Below are 24707 nucleotides of genomic sequence, written 5' to 3'. Positions count from 1 at the left end.
CGATGCTCTATGACGCGCTGATCGGTCCGTTCACCGAATTCGAGTTCATGCGGCGCGCTCTCGCCGCGGTGATCGCGTTGGCGCTGGCGGGGGCGCCGATCGGCGTGTTCCTGATGCTGCGCCGGATGAGCCTCGTCGGCGACGCCATGGCGCACGCGATCCTGCCTGGCGCGGCGGTCGGTTTCCTGCTCTCCGGCCTCAATCTGTTCGCGATGACGGCCGGTGGCCTGGTCGCCGGCTTTGCCGTCGCGATCCTCGCTGGCGTGGTCGCACGCTCGACCGGGCTGAAGGAAGATGCCTCGCTCGCCACCTTCTATCTCGCTTCGCTTGCGCTCGGCGTCACCATCGTCTCGATCAAGGGCACCAACATCGATCTCCTGCACGTGCTGTTCGGCAACATCCTCGCAATGGACGATCAGACCCTGCTGGTGGTCGCCTTCAACGCCACGGTGACGCTGCTGGTGCTCGCGGTGATCTACCGCCCGCTGGTGATCGAGAGCGTCGATCCCCTGTTCCTGCGCACCGTGAGCCGCGCCGGCGGCCCCGCCCATCTCGCCTTCCTCGCGCTGGTCGTCATCAACCTCGTCAACGGCTTTCAGGCGCTGGGCACGCTGCTGGCGGTGGGGCTGATGATCCTGCCTGCGGGCATCGCAAGGTTCTGGTCGCGCGATCTCACCGCGATGATCTGCATCGCCGTCATTGCTGCTGCGGTGTCCGGCTATGCCGGCCTCGTGCTCTCATTTCAGACCCGCGTGCCTTCGGGCCCTGCGATCATTCTGGTGGCGACGGTGCTCTACATCGTCTCCATCCTGTTCGGCCGCGTCGGCGGCATCGTCCGGCAGCTGTTTCCTGGCCGGCATCTGGAAGCATGACGATGCGGCTCATCCTGGTCTTTGCACTGTTGCTGATCGCCTCGCCGCTGCGGGCCGCGGAGCGGCTCAACGTCGTCGCGAGCTTCTCGATCCTCGGCGATTTCGTCCGCAATGTCGGTGGTGACCGCATCAACCTGACGACGCTGGTCGGGCCCGACGGCGACGTCCACGTCTATACGCCGGCCCCTGCCGATGCCAAGCGGGTCGCGGCGGCGAAGCTCGTCATCGTCAACGGGCTCGGGCTGGAGGGCTGGCTGCCGCGCCTCGTGCAATCCGCAGGGAGCAAGGCCAAGGTGATCACCGCGAGCGCCGGCATCGCGCCGCTGAAGCTGGGCTCAGCCGCTGATCCCCACGCCTGGCAGTCCATCCCGAACGCCAAGATCTACGTTACCGACATTGCGAGCGCGCTCGCCGCGGCCGCTCCTGACGACGCGGAGTTTTTCCGCGGCCAGGCCAAGGCCTATCTGGAAAAGCTCGAAACGCTGGATCGCGAGGTCCGCGACGCCGTCGCAAAAATCCCGCCGGAGCGGCGAAAGGTGATCTCCACCCATGACGCCTTCGGCTATTTTTCCGCCGAATACGGTATCCGGTTCATTGCCCCCCGGGGCGTCTCCACGGAGAGCGAGCCGAGCGCGCGAGATATCGCCGCCATCATCGGCCAGATCAAGGCCGCGAGGATCCCGGCCGTGTTCCTTGAAAATATCAGCGACGATCGCCTGATCCGGCGGATCGCCGCCGAGACCGGCGCCAAGGTCGGTGGCATCCTGGTTTCGGACGGTTTGACCGGCGAAAAGGGCCCTGCACCCACTTACATTGACATGGTCAGGCACAATATAAAGGCCCTGACCAGCGCGCTTGACCATTAGGGCAGGGGCCACCCCGCCTCGCGTCGCGCGAAAAAGCCTTGAAGTCCGGAGTTGTTATGTCTGACGCGACCTCCCAGAAGATTCCCGTGACCGTGCTGACCGGCTATCTCGGCGCCGGCAAGACCACGCTGCTCAACCGCATCCTGTCGGAGAACCACGGCAAGAAATACGCCGTCATCGTCAACGAATTCGGCGAGATCGGCATCGACAACGACCTCATCATCGGCGCCGATGAGGAAGTGTTCGAGATGAACAACGGCTGCATCTGCTGCACCGTACGAGGCGACCTCGTCCGCATCATGGACGGCCTGATGAAGCGCAAGGGCAAGTTCGACGCCATCATCGTCGAGACCACCGGTCTTGCCGATCCCGCCCCCGTCGCGCAGACTTTCTTCGTCGATGAGGACGTGCAGAAGAACGCCCGGCTCGATGCGGTCGTGACGGTCGCCGACGCCAAATGGCTGTCCGACCGTTTGAAGGATGCACCAGAGGCCAAGAACCAGATCGCCTTTGCCGACGTCATCGTTCTGAACAAGACCGACCTCGTCAACAAGGGCGAGCTCGCCGAGGTCGAGGCCCGCATTCGCGGCATCAATCCCTATGCGAAGCTGCATCGCACCGAGCGCTGCGCGGTGGCGCTGGCCGACGTGCTCGACCGCGGCGCCTTCGACCTCGACCGCATCCTCGACATCGAGCCGGCTTTCCTGGAGGCCGACGATCATGACCACGATCATGATCATCACCACCATCACGGCCACGATCGCCATCACCATGATCACGGCCACGGCCTGAAGCACTATCACGACGAGGAGATGCAGTCGCTCTCGCTCAAGACCGACAAGCCGCTAGATCCCAACGTGTTCATGCCCTGGCTGCAGAACCTGGTGCAGGTCGAGGGCGGCAAGATCCTGCGCTCCAAGGGCATCCTCGCCTTCCACGACGACGACGATCGCTACGTCTTCCAGGGCGTCCACATGATGCTGGAGGGCAACCACCAGCGGAAGTGGAAGGAGGGCGAGCCGCGCGAGAGCCGCCTCGTCTTCATCGGCCGCGAATTGCCCGAAGAGGCGATCCGCAAGGGTTTCGAGAGCTGCATCGTCTCGTGATGAAAGAGTTTACGCCAGCGCCCGAGTCCGCTTCGATCGTTTCCGTCACCGACCGCGTCCAGCCGATTGCGCTCGGCATGGCCGTGACCTCGGTGCATTTCCTGAAGGATCGCGCCGCCTTCGTCGGCGGCGAGGAGAACGTCGCATTCGTCGATGCCAATTGCGAGATCACCACGGTTGCCGTGCATAGCGGCGGCATTCTCTCGACCGCCTCCGACGGCAAGCGCCTCGTCATGGGCGGCGACGACGGCAAGGTCGTCTCGATCGATGCCAAGGGCGAGGTGACGCTGCTCGCCACCGATCCCAAGCGGCGCTGGATCGACGCGGTGGCGCTGCACGCCGACGGCGCGTTCGCCTGGTCGGCCGGCAAGACCGCGACCGTCAAGAGCGGCAAGGCTGAGGAGAAGTCGATCGACGTGCCCTCGACGGTCGGCGGCCTTGCCTTCGCGCCGAAGGGCCTGCGGCTCGCAATCGCGCATTACAACGGCGTGACACTGTGGTTTCCGAACATGGCGGGATCGGCCGAATTCCTGCCCTGGGCCGGCTCGCATCACGCGGTCACCTTCAGCCCCGACAACAAATTCCTGGTCACCGCCATGCACGAGCCGGCGCTGCACGGCTGGCGGCTCGCCGACAACAGGCACATGCGCATGACCGGCTATCCGGGCCGCGTCCGCTCGATGTCGTGGAGCGCCGGCGGCAAGGGGCTGGCGACCTCGGGCGCCGACACCGTGATCATCTGGCCGTTCGGCAGCAAGGACGGCCCGATGGGCAAGGAGCCCGCGATGCTCGCGCCGCTGCAGGCGCGCGTCTCCGCGGTCGCCTGTCATCCCAAGAACGACATCCTCGCCGCCGGTTACAGCGATGGCACCGTGCTGATGGTCCGTCTGGAGGATGGCGCGGAGATCCTGGTCCGCCGCAATGGCACGCCGCCGGTGGCCGCGATCGCCTGGAACGCCAAAGGCACGCTGCTGGCCTTTGCCGACGAAAATGGGGACGGCGGTCTGGTCGAGCTTTAATCTGTCATGGTTCCCGCCGTATAGGGAACCATGCGATTTCTGACGACCTTCCAGCTTGCCGACTTTGGCGACACCCTGGTCAGCCTGATCACGGCCTTCGTGCTGGGCACGCTGATCGGCGCCGAACGGCAATACCGTCAGCGCACCGCGGGGCTGCGCACCAACGTGCTGGTCGCGGTGGGCGCTGCCGCCTTCGTCGATCTCGCCATGCAGCTGGATGGCGCCGACGGCGCGGTCCGGGTGATCGCCTATGTCGTCTCCGGCATCGGCTTCCTGGGAGCCGGCGTCATCATGAAGCAGGGCATGGATGTGCGCGGGCTCAACACCGCGGCGACGCTGTGGGCCTCGGCCGCGGTCGGCTCCTGTGCCGGCGCCGACATGATCGCACAGGCGGCCGCGCTGACCGTGTTCGTCATCGCCGGCAACACCATGCTGCGCCCGCTGGTCAACGCCATCAACCGCATCCCGCTGAACGAGAAGGCGCTGGAGGCGACCTACTATTTCAAGCTCGCGGTTGCGGCCAACGCCTTGCCCGACATGCGCGACCGCCTCGTCGACAAGCTCGAAGCGGCGAAATATGCGGTGGCCGATATCGAGGTCGCCGAGATCAGCGACGGCATTCTGGAGATCGCCGCCAAGCTGGTTGCGACCGCGGTCGACCCGAACGAGCTGAACGCGGTCGCGACCGATCTGCAGCATCTGCCGGGCGTGCGGCATGCAACTTGGGAAGTCAGCACGACGGAGTAGCGCGGCGTTTTGGCGCGTGCGGGTGGGTTCCGCGCGTTTTCGGTTCCGGAACCGGCGCGCCCCAGTTTCGTTGATTCCGCGAACAAAGGCGGTGATCGACATGCCCGGCCGAGATGACAAGCTTAGACTGAAGCTCAACCTGACAATCGCCGGTGCGCTGTTCGCAGCAGGCGTTGCGGTGTCGGTGATGTCCCTGGCGCAAATCCGCGCCGAAAGCCGCATGCAGCTGGCGCAGGCGACGCCCCCGCTCCAGGGCACCCCGTCCGACGAACAGAGCAAGGTGCCCGCGGAGGCGAAGCCCGGCGGCGATCGTCCGACGACGCCGGCCCCCGAGCCCGCACGGCCGGAGTCGCAGACGCAGGGCGCGGCTGGTGCGGCCAAACCGGCGCTGCCGCCGGCCCCGGCCGAGAAGATCGCGCCGCCCATGGAGAAGAAGTAGTTTTTCCGGTCATTCCGGGGCACGCGAAGCGCGAACTACGGTGCGCAATTGCGCACCTGAGAATCCATTTACCTGCAGAGTCTGCCGCCCGATGGATTCCGGGCTCGCGCCAAGTGGCGCGCCCCGGAATGACGGGCGGAGAGAGCCCCGCCTCACCGCACCAGGATATTCCGGAACTGCCAGGGATCGCTGGTGTCGATGTCCTCCGGGAACAGTCCCGGACGATCCGTCAGCGGCGTCCAGTCGGTATAAAAGCCCTTCACCGGGCCGAGATAGGGCAGCTGAATTTCGAGCAGGCGCTCGAAATCCATCTCGTCGGCCTCGACGATGCCTTCGTTCGGGTTCTCCAGCGCCCAGACCATGCCGCCGAGCACGGCGGAGGTCACCTGCAGGCCGGTGGCGTTCTGGTAGGGCGCGAGCTCGCGGGTCTCTTCGATGGAGAGCTGCGAGCCGAACCAATAGGCGTTCTTGTCATGGCCGAACAGCAGCACGCCGAGCTCGTCGATGCCGTCGACGATCTCGTTCTCGTCGAGGATGTGGTGCTTCTCCTGCATCTTCCCGGCGCGGCCGAACATTTCATGCAGCGACAGCACGGCATCGTCGGCCGGATGGTAGGCATAGTGGCAGGTCGGCCGGTAGATCGCCTTGCCCGAGGCGTCGCGTACGGTGAAGTAATCGGCGATCGAGATCGATTCGTTGTGGGTGACCAGGAAGCCATACTGGGCGCCGCGGGTCGGGCACCAGGTGCGCACGCGCGTGTTGGCGCCGGGTTGCATCAGATAGATGGCAGCGCCGCAGCCGGCTTCATGGGTGTGCGCATTCTCGGGCATCCATTTCTCATGGGTGCCCCAGCCGAGCTCGGATGGCTGCATGCCTTCCGACAGGAAGCCTTCCACCGACCAGGTGTTGACGAAGACGTCCGGCTCCTTCGGCTTCTTCGAGCGCTGGGTGTCGCGCTCGGCGATGTGGATGCCCTTGATGCCGGCCTGCCGCATCAAATCCGCCCATTCGCCTTTGGTCTTCGGCCTGGGTGCATTGAGCTTCAGATCGGCGGCGACATTGAGCAGCGCCTGCTTGACGAAGAAGGAGACCATGCCGGGATTGGCGCCGCAGCAGGAGATGGCCGTGGTCGAGCCGGCGGGACGGGCCTTCTTGGCGGCCAGCGTCGTTTCGCGTAGCGCGTAATTGGAGCGCGCTTCCGGACCCTTCGAGGAATCGAAATAGAAGCCAAGCCAGGGCTCGTTGACGGTGTCGATGTAGAGCGCGCCGAGCTCGTTGCAGAGCTCCATGATGTCGGTCGAGCCGGTATCGACCGACAGATTGACGCAGAACCCCTGGCCGCCGCCCTCGGTGAGCAGCGGGGTCAGCACCTCGCGGTAATTGTCCTTGGTCAGCCCCTTCTGGATGAAGCGGACATTGTGCTTCTCGCAAAGCGCCTTGCGGCCCTCGTCCTTGGGATCGAGCACGGTGATGCGCGACTTGTCGTAATCGAGATGCCGCTCGATCAGGGGCAGCGTGCCTTTGCCGATGGAGCCGAAGCCGACCATGACGATGGGGCCGGTGATCTTCGCGTAGATCTGCGAGGGAGGGCTCATGGGATGGGTTCTCCGGAACGTGCTGGCAGTGAGGGATGGATCAGGCGCTGCGGCGCTTGTCAGATGCTGCGGCGCTTGGCGGTGACTTCGATCTCGACCTTCATCTCGGGCCTCGCCAGGGCAGAGACGACCAGCAAGGTCGCCGCCGGCCTGATGTCGCCGAGGACCTCGCCGCAGACGGCGAAGTGGGCATCGATATAGCTGGCGTCGGTCACGTAATAGGTCGCACGGACGATATCGGCCATCTCGAATCCGCCCTCCTGCAGGGCGGCGGCGATGGTCTTGAAGCAGTTGCGTGACTGGCTCGTGACATCTGATGGCATCGTCATCGTGGTGTAGTCATAGCCGGTGGTTCCCGCGACGAAGGCGAACTCGCCGTCGATCACGGCACGGCTGTAGCCGACGGACTTCTCGAGCGGGGAGCCGGTGGAGATCAGGCGACGGGACATGGTCATGGGCCTCGACTGAAGGGGTGTTTCGCGGGGTTAAAGGGCGTTTCCGGCGCCTGCGCAACCCCAAAGGAACGGGCCTCGCGCAGGCGCGGCAGGGCGTCGCCACTCGATGCGGCTGCGGTCTTCGCTACGCCAGCGATCCCTCAGGCCGCGTGCGCCTCAGGCGCGCGAACCGACCTCCGTTTGGGCAGGGCCGCGCCGGTCGGGACGATCATCCCGGCGGCGCCATCGAGCGCGCCATCAGTGAACTCGATCGCCAGCAGGCGGTTGCGCTCGAACGGGCCGGGCAGCGACAGCTCGGCGGTCTTCTCGGCTGTGAAGCCGAAGCGGGCGTAATAGGGGGCATCGCCGAGCAGGATCACGGCGCCATGCCCGCGCGCCCGGGCGGCAGCCAGCGCTTGTTGCATCAGCGCGGCGCCGATCCCGAGCTCGCGGCAGGCAGGGTCGACCGCCAGCGGTCCGAGGACCAGAGCGGGCCTGCCTCCGGCGCTGACATGCCACAGCCGCACGGTTCCCACGAGCTTGCCCTCGCGCATCGCCGACAGGGCAAGGCCTGCAGCGGGCGCGCGTCCGTCGCGCAGGCGCTGGCAGGTGCGGCCATGGCGGTTCTCGCCAAAGCAAGCATCGAGCAGCGCTTCACGCGTCGCGACGTCTCCAGCACGTTCCGCACGGATCACGAACGGAGCGGCTTTCGAGGTGAGGGCAACTTGCGGCTTCCGAGGAGCAGTCATGGCACGTCAGTCCCCGCTTGAACCGGCGTGCGCACAGCACGCCTGTCCAAGACGTCGTCAGAAATCGAGATGTTGGATGAGGAGCCGGCGGACCGGCTCCCGGGTTCGTCAGGCCTCTGGAAAAGAGAGGCGGATCAGATGTGGTACGTCCGCAGCGGCGGAATGCCGTTGAACGCCACCGACGAGTAGGTCGACGTATAAGCCCCGGTGCCTTCGATCAGCACCTTGTCGCCGATCTCGAGCGTCACCGGAAGCGGATACGGGGTCTTCTCGTACAGCACATCGGCGCTGTCGCAGGTCGGACCTGCGAGCACGCACGGGGTCATGTCCGCGCCGTCGTGACGGGTGCGGATGGCGTAGCGGATCGACTCGTCCATGGTCTCGGCGAGACCGCCGAACTTGCCGATGTCCAGGTACACCCAGCGCACCTCGTCCTCATCGCTCTTCTTCGAGATGAGCACGACCTCGGATTCGATGATGCCGGCGTTGCCCACCATGCCGCGGCCCGGCTCGATGATGGTCTCCGGGATCTGGTTGCCGAAGTGCTTGCGCAGCGCGCGGAAGATCGAGCGGCCGTAGGTGACGACCGGCGGCACGTCCTTCAGGTACTTGGTCGGGAAGCCGCCGCCCATGTTGACCATGGACAGGTTGATGCCGCGCTCGGCGCAGTCGCGGAACACCTGCGAGGCCATCGCCAGTGCACGGTCCCACGCCTTCACCTTGCGCTGTTGCGAGCCGACATGGAAGGAGATGCCGCACGGCTCCAGGCCCAGGCGCTTGGCGAGGTCGAGCACCTCGACCGCCATCTCCGGGTCGCAGCCGAACTTGCGCGACAGCGGCCACTCGGCGCCGGCGCAGTCATAGAGGATGCGGCAGAACACCTTCGCGCCGGGAGCGGCGCGGGCGATCTTCTCGACCTCGGCGGCGCAATCGACCGCGAACAGGCGAATGCCGAGCGCGAAGGCGCGCGCGATGTCGCGCTCCTTCTTGATCGTGTTGCCGAAGGAGATGCGGTCGGGCGTCGCACCCGCAGCCAGCGCCATCTCGATCTCGGCGACCGTGGCGGTGTCGAAGCAGGAGCCCATGGACGCCAGCAAGGCCAGCACTTCCGGCGCCGGGTTCGCCTTGACGGCATAGAACACGCGGCTGTCGGGCAGCGCCTTGGCGAAGCTCTGGTAATTGTCGCGCACGACCTCGAGGTCGACGACGAGGCACGGCTCGGTGTCGAGGCCTTCGTTGCGGCGGTTGCGCAGGAATTCCTGGATACGTTCGGTCATGGCACTCTCCAACGGTCCCAGCGACGGGAGCCGTATCAACGTGACGTCTGATGAGAGTGCTTCGGCCGCATCGCGCGATGGAGGCGCGCTGGGGCCAAAAAACTCAAACCAGACTGTGCTGCCGTGGATTGGTTGGGAGAGTTTCCCGCCCGCTCACCTGGCAATGAAGGACAAGCCTTTTCAGTAGCCCGCGCCGGCGTTGGACTGCCGGTAGAGACCAAAAAAGCCCGATCCGTCGTTGCTTTAAGTCGCGTCCCCCGTTGAGAGCGGGGTGCGCCGGTTCGCCTCCGGCTGCCAGTCACGGTTGCAAAGAGCGAAGTCACCTTCGACATGGCATCTCTTTGAGAGAGATGCTGGGCGCTCCGGGTTTGCTTCGGTCGCTCGACGTTTCAGTCTCGACTTCCGCACTTCCGAAGAGCCCCTCGGCTTCTTCACCCCTTGGCGGCTGTCCGGCCTCTTGTCCGGATACCTACCGACTGACACACGACCACAGGCACGTGCGAAATTGGGCAAGTCCGCACATAAGCGTTTTGACTCTGGTTCGCAAGAATTTTTTTAGGCTGCGGACAGGATTGCCTAACATCTGCTTGCGCACTGTTGCGCGAGCGACGCGGAAGATGAACGCGCGTTAAGTTTTCGCCGCGCAGCGCGTGCTGCCCACGCGCGAGACGCGTCAGCCGCGCTTGGTGAAGGGCTCGATGCGCTGAGCGCCGCGGATGAAGGCGGTCATCACGAGCACGCCGAGTGCGAACAGCACGGCCTGCAGGATATGGGCGCCTTGGTCGCCGAGCCCGAACAGGATCGCGAGCGCCCAGCCGCCGGCAAACGCCGCGCCGAACACCTCGGCGCCGATCAGGATGGCGGCGCTGATGACGGTGATGACGCTGGACCAGACGATCTGGCGGGGCGATGAAGAAGGCGCGTTCATGGCTTCAGGGGATCCTGGCTTCGAGGGCCGCAATCTCCCCGAAAAGGAGGCTGGGGGCAAGGGCAAACGGCCCAAAAAAGCCCCACGCGTGCTATAGCTGGCCGCAACAATCGAGCCACGAAATCCGGGACTTGTGATGTCAGAACCCCGCCAAACTACGGACGCCGAGACCAATCCGCTGCTGAAGGCCTGGGTGACACCGTTCGCGACCCCGCCCTTCGACGAGATCAAGCCGGAGCATTTCCTGCCGGCCTTCGAGCAGGCCTTCGCCGACCATTCCGCCGAGATCGCGGCGATCACCAACGATCCCGCGGCGCCCGACTTCGCCAACACCATCACGGCGCTGGAGCGCTCGGGCAAGCTCCTGAGCAAGGTCGCGGCGGTCTTCTACGACCTCGTCTCGGCGCATTCCAACCCGGCCATCCTGGAGATCGACAAGGAGGTCTCCTTGCGGATGGCGCGGCACTGGAATCCGATCATGATGAACGCCGTGCTGTTCGGCCGCATCGCCCATCTGCACGAGAACCGCGCGGGTCTCGGTCTCACGCCCGAGCAGCTCCGTCTGCTGGAGCGCACCTACACCCGCTTCCACCGCTCCGGCGCCGGCCTCTCCGAGGAGGCCAAGACGCGGATGGCCGAGATCAACGAGCGGCTGGCCCAGCTCGGCACCGGCTTCAGCCACCATCTGCTCGGCGACGAGCAGGACTGGTTCCTGGAGCTCGGGGAGTCCGACCGCCAGGGCCTGCCGGAGAGCTTCGTCGCCAGCGCCAAGGCTGCGGCGGAAGAGCGCGGCATGGCAGGCAAGGCCATCGTCACGCTGTCGCGCTCCTCGGTCGAAACGTTCCTGAAGAGCTCCGCCCGGCGTGACCTCCGCGAGAAGGTCTACAAGGCCTTCATCGCGCGCGGCGACAACGGCAACGCCAATGACAACAATGCGACCATTGTCGAGATCCTGAAGCTGCGCGAGGAGAGCGCCGGGCTCCTGGGCTATCCGACCTACGCCGCCTACCGGCTCGAGGACTCCATGGCCAAGACGCCGGACGCGGTGCGCGGCCTGTTGGAGCGGGTCTGGAAGCCGGCCCGCGCCCGCGCGCTTGCCGACCGCGACGAGATGCAGGCGCTGATCACGGAGGAGGGCGGCAATTTCAAGCTCGCCCCTTGGGACTGGCGCTTCTACGCCGAGAAGCTGCGTCTGCAGCGCGCCAATTTCGACGATTCCGCGATCAAGCCGTATCTCGGTCTCGACAACATGATCGCCGCCGCCTTCGACTGCGCCACGCGCCTGTTCGGCGTCACCTTCGAGGAGCGCAAGGACGTTCCGGTCTGGCACCCGGACGTCCGGGTCTGGGAGATGAAGGACAGGGGCGGCAAGCACAAGGCGCTGTTCTATGGCGACTACTTCGCCCGGCCGTCCAAGCGCTCCGGCGCCTGGATGACCTCGCTGCGCGACCAGCAGAAGCTCGACGGCGACGTCGCGCCGCTGGTTCTCAACATCTGCAATTTCGCCAAGGGCGCCGGCGGCGAGCCGTCGCTGCTGTCGCCCGACGATGCCCGCACCCTGTTCCACGAGTTCGGCCACGGCCTGCACGGCATGCTCTCCAACGTGACCTATCCCTCGCTGTCGGGCACCTCCGTGTTCACCGACTTCGTCGAGCTGCCGTCACAGCTCTACGAGCACTGGCAGGAGCGGCCCGAGGTGCTGCAGAAGTTCGCCCGCCACTACCAGACCGGCGAGCCGCTGCCGGACGACCTGCTGCAACGCTTCCTCGCCGCGCGAAAATTCAACCAGGGCTTTGCCACGGTCGAGTTCGTCTCCTCGGCGCTGGTCGACCTGGAATTCCACACCCAGCCGGCCGCCGCCGCGCAGGATGTCCGCGCCTTCGAGAAACGCGAGCTGGAGAAGATCGGCATGCCCGAGGAGATCGCGCTGCGTCACCGGCCGACGCAGTTCGGCCACATCTTCACCGGCGACCATTACGCCGCCGGCTATTACAGCTACATGTGGTCGGAGGTGATGGACGCCGACGCCTTCGGCGCGTTCGAGGAGGCCGGCGACATCTTCGATCCCGCCGTGGCCAAGCGCCTGCACGACGACATCTATTCGTCGGGCGGATCGGTCGATCCGGAAGCCGCCTACGAGGCGTTCCGCGGCCGCCCGCCGGAGCCGGATGCGCTGCTCCGCCGCCGCGGCCTGCTCGAAGACGCCAGGGCAGCCTGATGAGCATGCGCGCCCTGTTCGGATACCTGCTCGCCGCCGCGATGACGCTCGCGGCCGGGGCAGCGAATGCACATCCGCATGTCTGGATCACCGCCACCAGCGAATTGCTCTATGCTGCCGACGGCAGCGTCACCGGCGTGCGCCACGCCTGGACCTTCGACGACATGTTCTCGGCCTATGCGGTGCAGGGGCTCGAGAGCAAGACCAAGGGCGCATACACAAGCGAGGAGCTGAAGCCCCTGGCGCAGACCAACGTCGAGTCCTTGAAGGAATACGCCTACTTCACCTTCGCCAAGGCCGACGGGAAGAAGGAGCGGTTCCAGGAGCCGGTCGACTATTTCCTCGACTACAAGGACACGGTGCTGACCCTGCACTTCACCTTGCCGCTGAAGAATCCGGTCAAGCCCAGGCAGCTGGTGCTCGAAGTGTTCGACCGCTCCTTGTTCATCGACTTCCAGATGGCCAAGGACAGTCCGGTCAAGCTGGTCGGTGCGCCCGCGGGGTGCCAGATGAAGCTGGAGCGGCCGAACGACGGCACCGCGAGCGCGCAGAAGCTGAACGAGCAGACCTTCCTGAACGGTGAGAACTCGAATTTCGGCATGATGTTCGCCAACAAGATCACGGTGGATTGCCCTTGAAGCCGCAACTCTCTTCGCTTGCGCGTGGGCTGCTCGCCACTGCCGCTGTGCTGCTGGTCGTGGCCGTGACTGATGCCGCCCTTCATGATCTTCTCGCGCAAAACCCGTTCGGTGCGCCGCGACCGGCGCAGGCGGCCCAGCCTGAAGCAAGCGGCCTCATCGGCTGGCTGCTCGCCAAGCAGTCGGAATTCTATCGCCAGATGTCGGCGACGATCCGCGCCGCGAAGTCCGATGGCTCGGCGGTGTGGACGCTGCTGTTCATCTCGTTCGCCTACGGCATCTTCCACGCCGCCGGTCCCGGCCACGGCAAGGCGGTGATCGCCTCCTATCTGGTCGCCAACCGCGAGACGGCGCGGCGCGGCATCGCGCTGTCCTTTGCCTCGGCCCTGATGCAGTCGCTGGTCGCGATCCTCATCGTCGGCATCTCGGCCTGGCTGCTGAATGCGACGGCCAAGACGATGTGCAAGGCGGAAGGCGTGATCGAGATTGCGAGCTACGCCCTGATCGCGCTGTTCGGCCTGCGCCTGGTCTGGGTCAAGGGCCGCACCTTCATCCGCGCATTTCAGGCCATCCAGCCGGTGCCGGCGATGGCGGGCGTGCCGCACGACCATGATCACCACCATCATGATGCGCATGATCATCATCACCACGATCACGGCCATGATCAACACCATGGCTACGGCCACGCTCACCATCACCACGGGCACGACCACGTCCACGACGAGCATTGCGGCCATTCCCACGGACCCACGCCAAGCGAACTCGCCGGCCCCGGCGGCTGGCGGCGCGGCTTCGCTGCGATCCTGACCGTCGGCATCCGCCCCTGCTCGGGCGCAATCCTGGTCCTGGTGTTCGCGCTGGCGCAGGGCCTGTTCTGGGCAGGGATCGCCGCGACCTTCCTGATGGGGTTGGGCACCGCGATCACGGTGGCGGCCATTGCTGTCGTTGCCGTCTCCGCCAAGGACATTGCCGCCCGCCTCAGCGCCGGACGCGACGGCGGTGGCGCGCTGTTTATGCGCGGCATCGAGTTCGGCGCCGCGAGTCTGGTCCTGCTGTTCGGCGTCGGCCTCCTGTTCGGCTACATTGCCGCCGAACGGACCACGTGTTTTTGAGGCGATAGATGTCGCGCGAACACTTCTGGTTCTTCCATCCGTTCCGGGTGCGCTATTCCGAGATCGACGGCCAGGGCGTCGTCTTCAACGCGCATTATTTGACCTATTTCGACACTACCATCACCGAATATTTCCGCGCGCTCGGCTTCGACCAATATGCGGATGCAAAGGCGAGCGGCATCGATTTCCACGTCGTCAAATCGCTGATCGAGTACAAGGCGCCTGTTAGGTTCGACTGGGAGCTCGACGTCGGCGCGCGCGTGGCGCGGATCGGCAATTCGAGCCTCCTGTTCGAGCTCGCCATCTTCCGGAAGGGCGGCACTGAGGCGCTGGTAACCGGCGAGATCGTCTGGGTCTACACGGACCAGAACACCCATCGTCCGGTCACGATCCCGGCATCAATGCGGGCACTGATCGCGACGCGAGAACGCCATCTTTCGGCGTGAAGCCGCTCACACCGGCAGAAACCGCTTCAATGCCGGCATGAAGAAGATGCCGAGATTGATCGCAAAGCCGATGCTCCAGAGGATCGAGCGCAGCGTCGGGCGGTTGCCGAGATACGTCAGCACATAGGCAATCCGCACGATCAGGAACAGCGCCGCGAGCTCGTCGATCAGCCGCTGCGGCGCTTCCCTGTATTCGGCGAGCAGCACCGCGAACGCAAAGAACGGAAACGTCTCGATGCCGTTCTGGTGCGCGCCGAGCGCGCGTTGCGACAGGGCGTCCTCATAGAAGGCGGGGTCGCGCGGCCGGGAATTGTCGAAGCGGCGAAACCTGATCCATTTGACCGTGACGATCGTCGACAGATAGAGCAGCAGCGCCCCGAAGACGCACCATTCCGCGAGTGTCATCCTGCCTCCCCCCGCTTGGGTGCGACCCTAGCGAACCCCGGCTCATCTTGACAAGTTCGGACCAACGCGCGACCCAACCAGTCATGAACAGCGTCCTCCCCCTCGAGACCGCGAAACCGGCCACCCGATCCGCCCTACCGCGCGTCGGCGTGCTCCTGATCAATCTCGGAACGCCCGATACGGCCGATGCTCCGGGCGTGCGGATCTACCTCAAGGAGTTCCTCAGCGACGCCCGCGTCATCGAGGACCAGGGCCTGATCTGGAAACTGGTGCTGAACGGGATCATTCTGCGCAGCCGTCCGCGCACCAAGGCGCTCGACTACCAGAAGATCTGGAACAATGAGCGGAACGAGTCGCCGCTGAAAACCATCACGCGCTCGCAAAGCGACAAGCTCGCGGCCGCCTTGTCGGACCGCGACAACGTCGTCGTGGATTGGGCGATGCGCTACGGCAATCCGTCGATCAAGTCGGGCATCGACGCGCTGATCGCGAAGGGCTGCGAGCGTATCCTGGCCGTGCCGCTCTATCCGCAATATTCGGCCTCGACCTCGGCGACCGTCTGCGACGAAGTCTTCCGCGTGCTCGCGCAGCTGCGGAACCAGCCGACTCTGCGGGTGACGCCGCCCTACTATGACGACAAAGCCTATATCGAGGCGCTCGCCGCCTCGATCGAGGGCCATCTGGCGACGCTGTCCTTCAAGCCGGAGCTGATCGTGGCATCCTTCCACGGCATGCCGAAAGCCTATGTCGACAAGGGCGATCCCTATCAGCAGCACTGCATCGCGACGACCGAGGCGCTGCGCCGCCGGCTCGGCATGGACGAGACCAAGCTGCTGCTGACCTTCCAGTCGCGCTTCGGCAACGACGAGTGGCTGCAGCCCTATACCGACAAGACCATGGAGCGGCTTGCCAAAGAGGGCGTGCGCCGCATCGCAGTGGTGACGCCGGGCTTTTCCGCCGACTGCCTGGAGACGCTGGAGGAGATCGCGCAGGAGAACGCGGAGATCTTCAAGCACAATGGCGGCGAGCAGTTTTCCGCGATCCCCTGCCTCAACGACAGCGGACCGGGCATGAACGTGATCCGCACCCTGGTGCTGCGCGAGCTCCAGGGCTGGATCTGATGGGCATCCCATGAACCGCCGCCGGTGCCTGGCGCTTCTTGGGATGCTCGCGGCGCTGCCGGCCCCGGCCCTGGCGCAGCAGCCGAACGCGACACGGCGGCTCGGCGTGCTCTCGGTCACGGCTGCTGATGATGCGATCGGCCAGACGCGCAGCATGGCCCTGGTCGAAGCGCTCGCCGGCCAAGGCTGGAAGGAGCGCGACAATCTCAAGATCGATTGGCGCAACGGCGGCGGCGAGCGCGCCCGCATCGCGCAGTTCGCCGACGAGCTGATCGCGCTCAAGCCCGACATCCTGCTTGCGGTCGGCACACCCTCGGTCGAAGAGCTGCGCCGGCGCACCACGACGATCCCGATCGTGTTCGCCGTCGTCACCGATCCCGTCAGCCAGGGTTTTGTCGAAAACCTCGCGCATCCCGGCGGCAACCTCACCGGCTTTACCGATTACGACGGTCCGCTCGCCGGCAAATGGCTGGAGATGCTGACGCAGGTCACGCCGAAGGTGTCCCGCGCTGCGGTCGTCTTCAATCCCGCCACCGCGCCGTTCGCGCCACTGATGTTGCGCGCCATCGAGGACGCCGCACGGACGCTGCGCCTGACGGTCGAGCCCGCGCCCGTCCATGACGCCGTCTCGATCGGGGCGCTGGCTTCCAGGCAAGACGGCGCCATCCTGGTCCTGCCGGACTTCTTCACCATGGCCAACCGCGCGCAACTGCTCTCGGCGATCGCACAGGCGCGTGTACCCGCGGTATTCTGGAGCCGGACGTTCGTCGATGAGGGTGGGCTGATGTCCTACAGCACCGACAGCGTCGAGCAGCTTCGCCGCGCCGCGGACTATATCGATCGGATCCTGAAGGGCGCACGGCCGGCCGACCTGCCGGTGCAGAATCCCACCAAGTTCGAGCTGGTGATCAACCTGAAGGCGGCGAGAGCGCTCGGCATCACGCTTTCCCCGGGCCTGCTTGCAATTGCGAATGACGTGATCGAATGAACCCGTCCGTGACGGACGCCTCGCCCGAATTCGCTAATTTCCGCTGCTAGAGCATGATCCGGAAAAGTGTGAAGCGGTTTTCCGAAAAGATCATGCTCAAACAATAACCTAAAGTGCGATGACGATTCATCCTGATCGCATCGCGCTTTAGGCCTGCGCCCGCGCGCTTTCAAGAGCCTGTCGCAAATACATATCGCGACCGTTCTCTTGCTGTGTGTCTTGTGTGGAATTGCTCCGATACCGACGTGAATTGCGACCGCTGAACCGGTAGGATCGTGATCCCGACCAATGACAGCGCCGGAAAGGGCTTTTTCCTGACGTCTTGTCCCGGCTTGGAGGAGATATGAGCGGCTTCGACATTTTCGCGATTGTTCTGGTTTTGCTCGTCATCGTCACGCTGGTCGCCGGCGTGAAGACGGTGCCGCAGGGCTATGACTGGACCATCGAGCGGTTCGGCAAATACACCCAGACGCTGAGCCCCGGGCTCAATTTGATCGTGCCCTATTTCGATCGCGTCGGGCGCAAGATCAACATGATGGAGCAGGTGATCGACATTCCCGAGCAGGAGGTGATCACCAAGGACAACGCCACGGTGACGGTGGACGGCGTCGCCTTCTATCAGGTGTTCGATGCCGCCAAGGCGAGCTACGAGGTCGCCAACCTGAACCAGGGGATCACGGTGCTGACCATGACCAACATCCGCTCGGTGATGGGCTCGATGGACCTCGACCAGGTGCTGTCGCACCGCGACGAAATCAACGAGCGCCTGCTCCGCGTGGTCGACGCCGCGGTCTCGCCCTGGGGCGTCAAGGTCAACCGCATCGAGATCAAGGACATCGTGCCGCCCGCCGACCTGGTCGAAGCCATGGGGCGGCAGATGAAGGCCGAGCGGGTCAAGCGCGCCGACATTCTCGCGGCCGAAGGCCAACGCCAGTCCGAGATCCTGCGCGCCGAGGGCGCCAAGCAGGGCCAGATCCTCCAGGCGGAAGGCCGCCGCGAGGCCGCCTTCCGCGATGCCGAGGCGCGCGAGCGGTCGGCGGAAGCCGAGGCCAAGGCCACGCAAATGGTCAGCGAGGCCATCGCCAAGGGCGATGTCGCTGCGCTAAACTATTTTATCGCCGACAAGTATATCAAGGCATTCGGGCAACTGGCCGACTCGCCGAACCAGAAGGTCATCATGCTTCCGGTCGAAGCGATGAGCATGCTGGGCTCGCTCGCCGGCATCGGCGAAATTGCGAAGGCCACGTTCGGGGAGAGCGCGGTGGCCGCGGCCCGCCGCGGCGGCTCGGTACCGTCGTCGGGCCCGACACCGCCGTTCGTGCCGCAGCAGTAACGGGACTATTCACAGAGGTCGTGTCATGACCGACATGTTCGTATCGCTCGGCAACTGGAACTGGCTGATCCTCGGCTTCATCCTGATGGCGTTGGAGGTGCTGGCGCCCGGCATCTTCCTGTTCTGGCTCGGGCTCGCTGCGCTGCTGGTCGGCCTGATCTCGTTCGCGGCGGCGATCTCCTGGCAGGTCCAGCTCGTGATGTTCGCGATCTTTGCCGCCGCTGCCGTGCCGGTCTGGCGCCGCCTCGCCAAGCCGAAGCCGGACGCCAGCGCCAGTCCGTTCCTCAACAAGCGCAGCGAAGCCCTGCTCGGCCGCGAGTTCACGCTGGAGAAGCCGATCATCGACGGCACCGGCACCGTGCGCATCGGCGACACGGTATGGCGCGTGGCTGGGCCCGATACGCCGGCCGGCACGCGGGTGAAGGTGGTACAGGTCGACGGCGCCAACCTGACGGTCGCCCCGGCGTGAGGACTTTTCCCCTCTCCCCTTGCGGGAGAGGGTGGCTCGCCGCAAAGCGGCGAGACGGGTGAGGGGTGTCTCTCCGCGATAGCTAAGCTGAGTTCGTGGAGAGAGACCCCTCATCCGGCGCTTCGCGCCACCTTCTCCCACAAGGGGAGAAGGAACACCAGCGCGTGGCAACGAGTGATGCTCACCTTCTCCATCGCTCCGCAAACCTGTGCAGTGGCATGAAGGTCTCGCACAATTCCCGGCCCAGCGGTGTCAGTCCGTAACCTCCGCCGTCGCCCAGCTCCACGAAGCCCGCCTCGCGCAGCTCGGTCAGCCGGGCCTGCAGCACTGTGGGCGAGGCCTCGTCGCAGGCGCTGCGCAGGGCGCGCGAGGTGAGGGGCTCTCCGCGCAACTCCCACAAGATCCGCAAGGCCCAGCGCCGGCCGAGCAGGTCGAGCAAAGCCATGATCGGCCGTCCGGTGCGCGAGCCGCGGACGCGGCGTTCTGCTGTTGTCGCCCGTTTCGCCATGGTCACCTCTTGCGTCATGCTACGGATAATGTAGCGTAGCGCTACGGTAAATGTAGCAACGGAAATCGCTCATGTCCCAGGCCTCACCGCGCATCGCCCCGCTCTCGCCGCCTTATCCCCTGGGCATCCAGGCGCAGTTCGACCGCATCATGCGCGGTGCGCCGCCGCTGGTGCTGTTCCGGGTGATGGCGGGCCATGACCGCGCCTGGGACAAGTTTCGCGCGGGCGGGCTGCTTGATCCGGGGCCGCTCTCGCTGCGGCAGCGTGAGATCGTCATCGACCGCACCTGCGCGCTGAACGGATGCGAATACGAATGGGGCGTGCATGTCGCGATCTTCGCCGGGCCGGCGAAGCTCACCGCGGAGGAGGTGCGCGCCACGGTGCTGGGTGATGCGAATTCGGCCCTTTGGTCGCCGGCCGAACAGGCGCTGATCGCAGCCGTCGACGCGCTGCATCATCGCGCGACGTTGAGCGACGATGAATTCGCCGCGCTCTCCGCGCATCACGACGAGGCGCAGATCCTGGAAATCATGCTGCTGTGCGGCTTCTATCGCACGGTGTCGTATTTGGCGAACGGGCTGCGCTTGCCGCTGGAGGAGAACGCGGCGCGGTTTCCGGCGCCGCTCTAGCGGCCGTCATTGCGAGGAGCGTCTCATCCTTACCGTCATTCCGGGGCGCGCGAAGCGCGAGCCCGGAATCCATCGGGCAGCGACCTCGGGGTGAAATGGATTCCGGGTTCGCGCCAAGTGGCGCGCCCCGGAATGACGGGTGAAGCGGGCTGCGCGCCCTACGCCACGCCCGCGCGCAGCAGATCGTGCAGATGCACGATCCCCACCACCTTGCCAGCTTCCGTCACCAGCAGCGAGGTGATCTTGCGGGTGTTCAGCACCTCGATCATCTCGGTCGCGAGCATCGAAGGCGGCACGGTCTTGGGCTGCTTCGTCATGATCTCGTCGACGGTCACCGTCAGCAGATCGGGCCGCATGTGGCGGCGCAGATCGCCGTCGGTGATGATGCCGACGGCCTCGCCCGCATCGTTAACGATGCAGACGCAGCCGAGCCCCTTCGCCGACATCTCGACCACGGCTTCCGACATCTCGGTGCCGAGCGGCTTGAGCGGAATCTCAGCGCCCGTGCGCATGTAGTCGCGGACGAATTTCAGCATCGCGCCCAGCTTGCCGCCGGGGTGGAAATGCGCGAACTCCAGCGCGGTGAAGCCGCGTCCCTCCAGCAGCGCGATCGCGAGCGCGTCGCCGATCGCGGCCTGCATCAGCGTCGAGGTGGTCGGCGCCAGATTGTGCGGGCAGGCCTCGCGCGCCTTGGGCAGCTCGATCACGAGGTCGGCGGCCTGGCCGAGCGAGGACGACGCGCTCGAGGTCACCGCGATCATGGGGATCGCAAAGCGCGCCGAATAGTTCACGAGGTTCTTCATCTCCGGCTGCTCGCCGGACCAGGACAGCGCCAGGATGACGTCGTCGGGCGTGATCATGCCGAGGTCGCCATGACCGGCTTCGGCGGCGTGCACGAAGAAGGAAGGCGTGCCGGTCGAGGCCAGCGTCGCGGCGATCTTGCGGCCCATATGGCCTGACTTGCCGAGCCCGGTGACGATGACGCGGCCCTTGGCATTGCGGATCAGCTCGACCGCCTTGGCGAACGGCTCGCCCAGCGGGCCGCGCAGCGCGCTAGCGAGCGCATTGATGCCGCCGCTCTCCGTCTCCAGCGTGCGGAGCGCGGATTCGACGCTATCGGGAATGGAGCCGGATGATTGGGTCATCAGCGGTTTCGAGCTCGGCATGGTCGGGTCCAGGGAGGAGGGGCGTTCGCCCATTGGCGCCTGCTTAGCACGCCCCGATCAGCGAGGCGACGCGCGGCCGGATGCCCTCAACCGGTCATTAACCATAATTGTTTTAACTCCATTAACGATGGTTCTCGCCAGTCGGCGGGGATGATCGAGAAAGTGTTTGATTTCGTTGGGGTAATTCCATCGTGGGGTCGTCTCCAGGCAGGGGCCGGAGCAAGGTCGCGCATTTCCTGCGCGCCTCTTTGCCGTGCCTCGCGCTGACCACCCTCGCAAGCGGCCCGGCGGCGGCCCAGGGGCTCACGCCCGACCTGTTCAATCCCAACCGCGGCGCCTTCGCCTCGCCTGAGACGCTGCCGACCCGCCGCACCGCCGGCGTACCCCAGGCGCCCTCCGATGCCTTGCCGAAACTGCCTGATCCCAACGCCGACCCGCGCCAGCGCCAGCAGGCGCCGGCGAGCTCGCGTGTCGGTCAGGTCCCGACCTACGGCCTGCCGGCCGCCACCGGCGCGAGCGGCTCCGGCTACGACTCGCTCAACCGCAAGCGCCAGCAGCCCAAGCTCTATCCGGGCCAGCCGAAGCCGAAGCGCGCCGCCGGTCCCGGCTCACCGCCGCCGCCCGCAACGCCGGCCACGACGCTGGGCCCGCCGCGCATCGCGCCACCGCCCTCCGAGACCGCGCACAAGGTCCCGGTGCCGGCGGCGATGGCGGGCAACGTGCCCGGCCAGCCGCTGCGCCGCCGCCTCAGGGCCGATGACGATCCGTTCGGCGCGGTCGGCGATTACGCCGGCAGCTTCCTGATCAAGGGCGGGCTCGAACTCTCCGCCGGCTACGACAGCAATCCGACGCGCCTCAACAGGCCCGTCGGCTCGCCGGCCTATGTCATCGCGCCCGATCTGCTCGTGGTGTCGGATTGGGAGCGCCACGCGCTGGTCGCCGATCTGCGTGGCTCGTTCTCGGGCTACACCAAGGACATGCCGGCGACGATCAACGGCTTGGCCTCGCCGTCGCCGGTCGAGGCCAATCGTCCCGATTTCAACGGCCATGTCGATGGCCGCCTCGACGTCACCCGCGATTTCAAGCTGACCTCGCAGCTGCGCCTGCGGCTCGCCACCGACAATCCTGGCAGCCCCAACGTGCAGGCCGGCCTGCAGAGATATCCGGTCTACGCCGCCTATGGCACGACGCTCGGCTTCGACCAGACCTTCAACCGCTTCCAGGTCGCGGCCGGCGCCACCATCGATCGCACCGCCTACACCGATTCCAAGCTCACCGACGGCTCGACCTTCAGCAACGACGACCGCAACTTCAACCAATATGGCGGCGTCGGCCGCTTCTCCTACGACCTCAAGCCCGGCCTAAAACCCTTCGTCGAGATCCAGGGCGATACCCGCGTCCACGACCAGGCTTCCGACCGCAACGGCTATTTCCGCGATTCCAACGGCGGCTATGCCAAGGTCGGCTCGTCCTTCGAGTTCTCGCGCATCCTCACCGGCGAGATCTCGGTCGGCTATTCCGCGCGCAGCTACACCGATCCGCGCCTCAGCCAGCTCGCAGGGTTTCTGACCACGGGCTCGCTGATCTGGAGCGCCAGCGGCCTCACCACGGTGAAGTTCTTCACCGACACGCAGATATCGGAGACCACGGTCCCCGGCTCATCCGGCGTCCTGGTGCGCACTTACTCCGCCCAAGTCGACCACGACTTCCGCCGCTGGCTCACCGCGGTCGGCAAGTTCACCTACGGCACGCTCGACTACCAGGGCCAGAACCGCAACGACAAGACCTACTCGTTCGAAAGCAATTTGATCTACAAGCTCAACCGCAACATCTGGGTCAAGGGCACGCTGCGCCACGACATCCTGAATTCGAGCCAGCCGGGCTCGAGCTCGCAGGGCACGGTGGTGCTGCTCGGGGTGAGGCTGCAGAATTGAGGCGCTTGTTAGCGCGTCGCACGAGACGAAGCCGAAAGGCGCGGCTCTCTCCAATTGTCATTCCGGGGCGCGCCACTTGGCGCGAGCCCGGAATCCATCGGGCGTCTGGGTTGGTGATGAATGGATTCTCAGGTGCGCAATTGCGCACCATAGCTCGCGCTTCGCGCGCCCCGGAATGACATCTCAGCGCGGCAAATCCGTCTTCCCCATAAGGAACGTATCGATCGACCGCGCGCACAGCCGGCCCTCGCGGATCGCCCACACGACGAGCGATTGCCCACGCCGCATGTCGCCGGCGGTGAACACGTTGGGGCGCGAGGTCTGGTAGTCCAGCGTGTTGGCCTTGACGTTGCCGCGCGGGTCGAGCTCGACCGCGAGCAGCTTGAGCAGGCCCTCGTGCACGGGATGGACGAAGCCCATCGCGAGCAGGACCAGCTCGGCATCGAGCTCGAACTCGGTGCCGGCAATCGGCTTGAACTTGTCGTCGACGCGGACGCAGTGCAGCTTCTTGACCTGGCCGTTCTCGCCCGAGAACTTCTGGGTCAGCACGGCGTATTCGCGCACCGCGCCTTCGGCCTGGCTCGAGGAGGTCCGCATCTTCAGCGGCCAGTTCGGCCAGGTCAGGCCCTTGTTCTCGCGCTCAGGGGGAGCGGGCATGATCTCGAGCTGCGTCACCGAGAGCGCGCCCTGGCGCAGCGAGGTGCCGATGCAGTCGCTTCCGGTGTCGCCGCCGCCGATGACGACGACATGCTTGCCGCCGGCCAGGATCTCCTGGACGCCGCCGAGCGGCTCCTCGGAGACGCGGCGGTTCTGCTGCGGGAGGAAGTCCATGGCGTAGTGGATGCCGGCGAGCTCGCGGCCGGGGATCGGCAGGTCGCGCGGGGCTTCCGCACCGCCGGTCAGCGCCACGGCGTCGTACTCGTTGAGCATCTCGCGCGGATCGACGTTGCCCTCAGCGCCGACATGGCTGTTGTAGTGGAAGGTGACGCCTTCAGCTTCCATCTGCGCCACGCGGCGGTCAATGACGCCCTTCTCCATCTTGAAGTCGGGGATGCCGTAGCGCAGCAGGCCGCCGGCCTTGGCGTACTTCTCGTAGAGGTGGACGTCGTGGCCGGCGCGCGCCAGCTGTTGGGCGCAGGCCATGCCGGCCGGGCCCGAGCCGATCACCGCGACCTTCTTGCCGGTCTTCTCCGCGGCGACTTCCGGCTTGAGCCAGCCATTGTCCCAGGCGCGGTCGACGATCGCGCATTCGATGGTCTTGATGGTGACGGGGTTGTCGTCGATGTTGAGCGTGCAGGATGCTTCGCAGGGCGCAGGGCAAATGCGGCCCGTGAACTCCGGGAAATTGTTGGTCGAATGCAGGTTGCGCGAGGCTTCTTCCCAATTGCCCTGGTAGACGAGGTCGTTCCAGTCGGGAATCTGGTTGTTGACCGGACAGCCCGGCGTGCCCGGCGCGACCGAGCCGGTGCCGTGGCAATAGGGAATGCCGCAATTCATGCAGCGCGCGGCCTGGTCGCGCACCTCCTTCTCGGAGAGCGGAACGACGAATTCCTTGTAATGCTTCACGCGCTCGGCGACCGGGGTGTACTTGCGGTCGTGCCGTTCGATTTCCAGAAAACCCGTGATCTTGCCCATTAAACCCGAAGTCCCTGCCGCTTAAATTCGTCTTGTTGTTTCCTCACCGTCATTGCGAGGAGCGAAGCGACGA

25 protein-coding genes are annotated in these 24707 nt (G+C 65.6%); 16 read left to right on the top strand and 9 right to left on the bottom strand.

Annotated features, from left to right (window positions below):
* Positions 1 to 2 precede the first annotated feature (2 nt).
* The 6 genes from I6F31_RS08185 (at position 3) to I6F31_RS08160 (ending at position 5049) form a co-directional block, all read left to right on the top strand.
* Complete coding sequence (locus I6F31_RS08185; RefSeq protein ID WP_225126496.1) at positions 3 to 872, top strand: metal ABC transporter permease; 870 nt, start codon at positions 3 to 5, stop codon at positions 870 to 872.
* A 2-nt stretch (positions 873 to 874) separates the two neighbouring features.
* Positions 875 to 1738, top strand: coding sequence for a zinc ABC transporter substrate-binding protein (locus tag I6F31_RS08180; RefSeq protein WP_225185365.1), 864 nt, complete (start codon positions 875 to 877; stop codon positions 1736 to 1738).
* A gap of 56 nt (positions 1739 to 1794) precedes the next feature.
* Complete coding sequence (locus I6F31_RS08175; protein WP_225185243.1) at positions 1795 to 2844, top strand: GTP-binding protein; 1050 nt, start codon at positions 1795 to 1797, stop codon at positions 2842 to 2844.
* Positions 2844 to 3863, top strand: coding sequence for a WD40 repeat domain-containing protein (locus I6F31_RS08170; RefSeq protein WP_225185242.1), 1020 nt, complete (start codon positions 2844 to 2846; stop codon positions 3861 to 3863). The genes I6F31_RS08175 and I6F31_RS08170 overlap by 1 nt, the downstream gene beginning before the upstream one ends.
* A gap of 30 nt (positions 3864 to 3893) precedes the next feature.
* Positions 3894 to 4610, top strand: a complete 717-nt coding sequence (locus I6F31_RS08165) for an MgtC/SapB family protein (RefSeq protein ID WP_225185241.1) — start codon at positions 3894 to 3896, stop codon at positions 4608 to 4610.
* A gap of 100 nt (positions 4611 to 4710) precedes the next feature.
* Complete coding sequence (locus I6F31_RS08160) at positions 4711 to 5049, top strand: hypothetical protein (protein ID WP_225185240.1); 339 nt, start codon at positions 4711 to 4713, stop codon at positions 5047 to 5049.
* Between the two features lie 152 nt (positions 5050 to 5201).
* On the opposite strand, the gene I6F31_RS08155 is transcribed toward I6F31_RS08160, so the two are convergent.
* From I6F31_RS08155 to I6F31_RS08135, 5 genes are all read right to left on the bottom strand, one after another.
* Positions 5202 to 6644: a homospermidine synthase gene (locus I6F31_RS08155; protein ID WP_035997714.1), complete on the bottom strand. Its 1443-nt coding sequence runs from the start codon at positions 6642 to 6644 to the stop codon at positions 5202 to 5204.
* Between the two features lie 59 nt (positions 6645 to 6703).
* Entirely contained in the window at positions 6704 to 7093 is a 390-nt protein-coding gene (locus I6F31_RS08150; protein ID WP_225156845.1) for a RidA family protein, read from the bottom strand.
* A gap of 146 nt (positions 7094 to 7239) precedes the next feature.
* Positions 7240 to 7827, bottom strand: a complete 588-nt coding sequence (locus tag I6F31_RS08145; RefSeq protein WP_035997718.1) for an N-acetyltransferase — start codon at positions 7825 to 7827, stop codon at positions 7240 to 7242.
* A 134-nt stretch (positions 7828 to 7961) separates the two neighbouring features.
* Entirely contained in the window at positions 7962 to 9104 is a 1143-nt protein-coding gene (locus tag I6F31_RS08140) for a type III PLP-dependent enzyme (RefSeq protein WP_035997723.1), read from the bottom strand.
* Positions 9105 to 9777: 673 nt separating this feature from the next.
* The gene (locus tag I6F31_RS08135; RefSeq protein ID WP_036021364.1) at positions 9778 to 10032 is read right to left on the bottom strand and encodes a hypothetical protein; all 255 of its coding nucleotides are present in this window, start codon (positions 10030 to 10032) and stop codon (positions 9778 to 9780) included.
* 136 nt (positions 10033 to 10168) lie between these two features.
* Here I6F31_RS08135 and I6F31_RS08130 point away from each other — a divergent pair, with 136 nt between their 5' ends.
* The 4 genes from I6F31_RS08130 to I6F31_RS08115 are packed head-to-tail and all read left to right on the top strand — an operon-like array spanning position 10169 to position 14446.
* Positions 10169 to 12250, top strand: a complete 2082-nt coding sequence (locus I6F31_RS08130; protein WP_225185239.1) for a M3 family metallopeptidase — start codon at positions 10169 to 10171, stop codon at positions 12248 to 12250.
* A complete protein-coding gene (locus I6F31_RS08125; RefSeq protein ID WP_225185238.1) occupies positions 12250 to 12888 on the top strand; it encodes a DUF1007 family protein in 639 nt (212 codons plus the stop codon). The genes I6F31_RS08130 and I6F31_RS08125 overlap by 1 nt, the downstream gene beginning before the upstream one ends.
* Positions 12885 to 14000, top strand: coding sequence for a nickel/cobalt transporter (locus tag I6F31_RS08120; RefSeq protein WP_225185237.1), 1116 nt, complete (start codon positions 12885 to 12887; stop codon positions 13998 to 14000). The genes I6F31_RS08125 and I6F31_RS08120 overlap by 4 nt, the downstream gene beginning before the upstream one ends.
* Positions 14001 to 14008: 8 nt before the next feature.
* Entirely contained in the window at positions 14009 to 14446 is a 438-nt protein-coding gene (locus I6F31_RS08115; protein WP_035997736.1) for a thioesterase family protein, read from the top strand.
* A gap of 6 nt (positions 14447 to 14452) precedes the next feature.
* Here I6F31_RS08115 and I6F31_RS08110 read toward each other — a convergent pair whose 3' ends face one another.
* The gene (locus I6F31_RS08110) at positions 14453 to 14851 is read right to left on the bottom strand and encodes an MAPEG family protein (protein ID WP_035997738.1); all 399 of its coding nucleotides are present in this window, start codon (positions 14849 to 14851) and stop codon (positions 14453 to 14455) included.
* 83 nt (positions 14852 to 14934) lie between these two features.
* Here I6F31_RS08110 and hemH point away from each other — a divergent pair, with 83 nt between their 5' ends.
* The 4 genes from hemH to I6F31_RS08090 all read left to right on the top strand — a co-directional run bounded on the left by hemH (position 14935) and on the right by I6F31_RS08090 (position 18762).
* Entirely contained in the window at positions 14935 to 15972 is a 1038-nt protein-coding gene (gene hemH, locus I6F31_RS08105; protein ID WP_225185236.1) for a ferrochelatase, read from the top strand.
* Between the two features lie 10 nt (positions 15973 to 15982).
* Complete coding sequence (locus I6F31_RS08100) at positions 15983 to 16960, top strand: ABC transporter substrate-binding protein (RefSeq protein ID WP_225149306.1); 978 nt, start codon at positions 15983 to 15985, stop codon at positions 16958 to 16960.
* Positions 16961 to 17303: 343 nt separating this feature from the next.
* The gene (locus I6F31_RS08095) at positions 17304 to 18293 is read left to right on the top strand and encodes an SPFH domain-containing protein (RefSeq protein ID WP_057028214.1); all 990 of its coding nucleotides are present in this window, start codon (positions 17304 to 17306) and stop codon (positions 18291 to 18293) included.
* Positions 18294 to 18318: 25 nt separating this feature from the next.
* The gene (locus tag I6F31_RS08090) at positions 18319 to 18762 is read left to right on the top strand and encodes an NfeD family protein (RefSeq protein ID WP_225185235.1); all 444 of its coding nucleotides are present in this window, start codon (positions 18319 to 18321) and stop codon (positions 18760 to 18762) included.
* A 181-nt stretch (positions 18763 to 18943) separates the two neighbouring features.
* Here I6F31_RS08090 and I6F31_RS08085 read toward each other — a convergent pair whose 3' ends face one another.
* Positions 18944 to 19270: a helix-turn-helix domain-containing protein gene (locus tag I6F31_RS08085; RefSeq protein WP_035997791.1), complete on the bottom strand. Its 327-nt coding sequence runs from the start codon at positions 19268 to 19270 to the stop codon at positions 18944 to 18946.
* A 71-nt stretch (positions 19271 to 19341) separates the two neighbouring features.
* Between I6F31_RS08085 and I6F31_RS08080 the strand changes: the two genes are divergently transcribed.
* Positions 19342 to 19899, top strand: coding sequence for a carboxymuconolactone decarboxylase family protein (locus I6F31_RS08080; RefSeq protein WP_036021381.1), 558 nt, complete (start codon positions 19342 to 19344; stop codon positions 19897 to 19899).
* A 158-nt stretch (positions 19900 to 20057) separates the two neighbouring features.
* Here the strand turns inward: I6F31_RS08080 and I6F31_RS08075 are convergent, their stop codons facing one another.
* Positions 20058 to 21065 (bottom strand): KpsF/GutQ family sugar-phosphate isomerase, encoded by a 1008-nt coding sequence (locus I6F31_RS08075; RefSeq protein WP_036021423.1) that lies wholly within the window; start codon positions 21063 to 21065, stop codon positions 20058 to 20060.
* Positions 21066 to 21256: 191 nt separating this feature from the next.
* Here I6F31_RS08075 and I6F31_RS08070 point away from each other — a divergent pair, with 191 nt between their 5' ends.
* Positions 21257 to 22999 carry an outer membrane beta-barrel protein gene (locus I6F31_RS08070; protein ID WP_036021389.1) on the top strand — a complete coding sequence of 581 codons (1743 nt, stop codon included), beginning with the start codon at positions 21257 to 21259 and terminating at the stop codon, positions 22997 to 22999.
* 183 nt (positions 23000 to 23182) lie between these two features.
* Here the strand turns inward: I6F31_RS08070 and I6F31_RS08065 are convergent, their stop codons facing one another.
* A complete protein-coding gene (locus I6F31_RS08065; protein WP_225185234.1) occupies positions 23183 to 24634 on the bottom strand; it encodes a glutamate synthase subunit beta in 1452 nt (483 codons plus the stop codon).
* Between the last annotated feature and the right edge of the window lie 73 nt (positions 24635 to 24707).

This window comes from Bradyrhizobium sp. NBAIM01 (assembly GCF_020194115.1).
GTDB classification, from domain to species: Bacteria; Pseudomonadota; Alphaproteobacteria; order Rhizobiales; family Xanthobacteraceae; genus Bradyrhizobium; species Bradyrhizobium yuanmingense.
Note: the sequence above shows the minus strand (reverse complement) of the source record. Positions and strands in the feature narration are given on the sequence as shown.

Excerpts from the sequence above, each read along its gene's own strand:
- I6F31_RS08185 (WP_225126496.1), top strand. The coding sequence starts at position 3 with ATGCTCTATGACGCGCTGATCGGTCCGTTCACCGAATTCGAGTTCATG.
- I6F31_RS08180 (WP_225185365.1), top strand. The coding sequence starts at position 875 with ATGCGGCTCATCCTGGTCTTTGCACTGTTGCTGATCGCCTCGCCGCTG.
- I6F31_RS08175 (WP_225185243.1), top strand. The coding sequence starts at position 1,795 with ATGTCTGACGCGACCTCCCAGAAGATTCCCGTGACCGTGCTGACCGGC.
- I6F31_RS08170 (WP_225185242.1), top strand. The coding sequence starts at position 2,844 with ATGAAAGAGTTTACGCCAGCGCCCGAGTCCGCTTCGATCGTTTCCGTC.
- I6F31_RS08165 (WP_225185241.1), top strand. The coding sequence starts at position 3,894 with ATGCGATTTCTGACGACCTTCCAGCTTGCCGACTTTGGCGACACCCTG.
- I6F31_RS08160 (WP_225185240.1), top strand. The coding sequence starts at position 4,711 with ATGCCCGGCCGAGATGACAAGCTTAGACTGAAGCTCAACCTGACAATC.
- I6F31_RS08155 (WP_035997714.1), bottom strand. The coding sequence starts at position 6,644 with ATGAGCCCTCCCTCGCAGATCTACGCGAAGATCACCGGCCCCATCGTC.
- I6F31_RS08150 (WP_225156845.1), bottom strand. The coding sequence starts at position 7,093 with ATGTCCCGTCGCCTGATCTCCACCGGCTCCCCGCTCGAGAAGTCCGTC.
- I6F31_RS08145 (WP_035997718.1), bottom strand. The coding sequence starts at position 7,827 with ATGACTGCTCCTCGGAAGCCGCAAGTTGCCCTCACCTCGAAAGCCGCT.
- I6F31_RS08140 (WP_035997723.1), bottom strand. The coding sequence starts at position 9,104 with ATGACCGAACGTATCCAGGAATTCCTGCGCAACCGCCGCAACGAAGGC.
- I6F31_RS08135 (WP_036021364.1), bottom strand. The coding sequence starts at position 10,032 with ATGAACGCGCCTTCTTCATCGCCCCGCCAGATCGTCTGGTCCAGCGTC.
- I6F31_RS08130 (WP_225185239.1), top strand. The coding sequence starts at position 10,169 with ATGTCAGAACCCCGCCAAACTACGGACGCCGAGACCAATCCGCTGCTG.
- I6F31_RS08125 (WP_225185238.1), top strand. The coding sequence starts at position 12,250 with ATGAGCATGCGCGCCCTGTTCGGATACCTGCTCGCCGCCGCGATGACG.
- I6F31_RS08115 (WP_035997736.1), top strand. The coding sequence starts at position 14,009 with ATGTCGCGCGAACACTTCTGGTTCTTCCATCCGTTCCGGGTGCGCTAT.
- I6F31_RS08110 (WP_035997738.1), bottom strand. The coding sequence starts at position 14,851 with ATGACACTCGCGGAATGGTGCGTCTTCGGGGCGCTGCTGCTCTATCTG.
- hemH (WP_225185236.1), top strand. The coding sequence starts at position 14,935 with ATGAACAGCGTCCTCCCCCTCGAGACCGCGAAACCGGCCACCCGATCC.
- I6F31_RS08100 (WP_225149306.1), top strand. The coding sequence starts at position 15,983 with ATGAACCGCCGCCGGTGCCTGGCGCTTCTTGGGATGCTCGCGGCGCTG.
- I6F31_RS08095 (WP_057028214.1), top strand. The coding sequence starts at position 17,304 with ATGAGCGGCTTCGACATTTTCGCGATTGTTCTGGTTTTGCTCGTCATC.
- I6F31_RS08090 (WP_225185235.1), top strand. The coding sequence starts at position 18,319 with ATGACCGACATGTTCGTATCGCTCGGCAACTGGAACTGGCTGATCCTC.
- I6F31_RS08085 (WP_035997791.1), bottom strand. The coding sequence starts at position 19,270 with ATGGCGAAACGGGCGACAACAGCAGAACGCCGCGTCCGCGGCTCGCGC.
- I6F31_RS08080 (WP_036021381.1), top strand. The coding sequence starts at position 19,342 with ATGTCCCAGGCCTCACCGCGCATCGCCCCGCTCTCGCCGCCTTATCCC.
- I6F31_RS08075 (WP_036021423.1), bottom strand. The coding sequence starts at position 21,065 with ATGCCGAGCTCGAAACCGCTGATGACCCAATCATCCGGCTCCATTCCC.
- I6F31_RS08065 (WP_225185234.1), bottom strand. The coding sequence starts at position 24,634 with ATGGGCAAGATCACGGGTTTTCTGGAAATCGAACGGCACGACCGCAAG.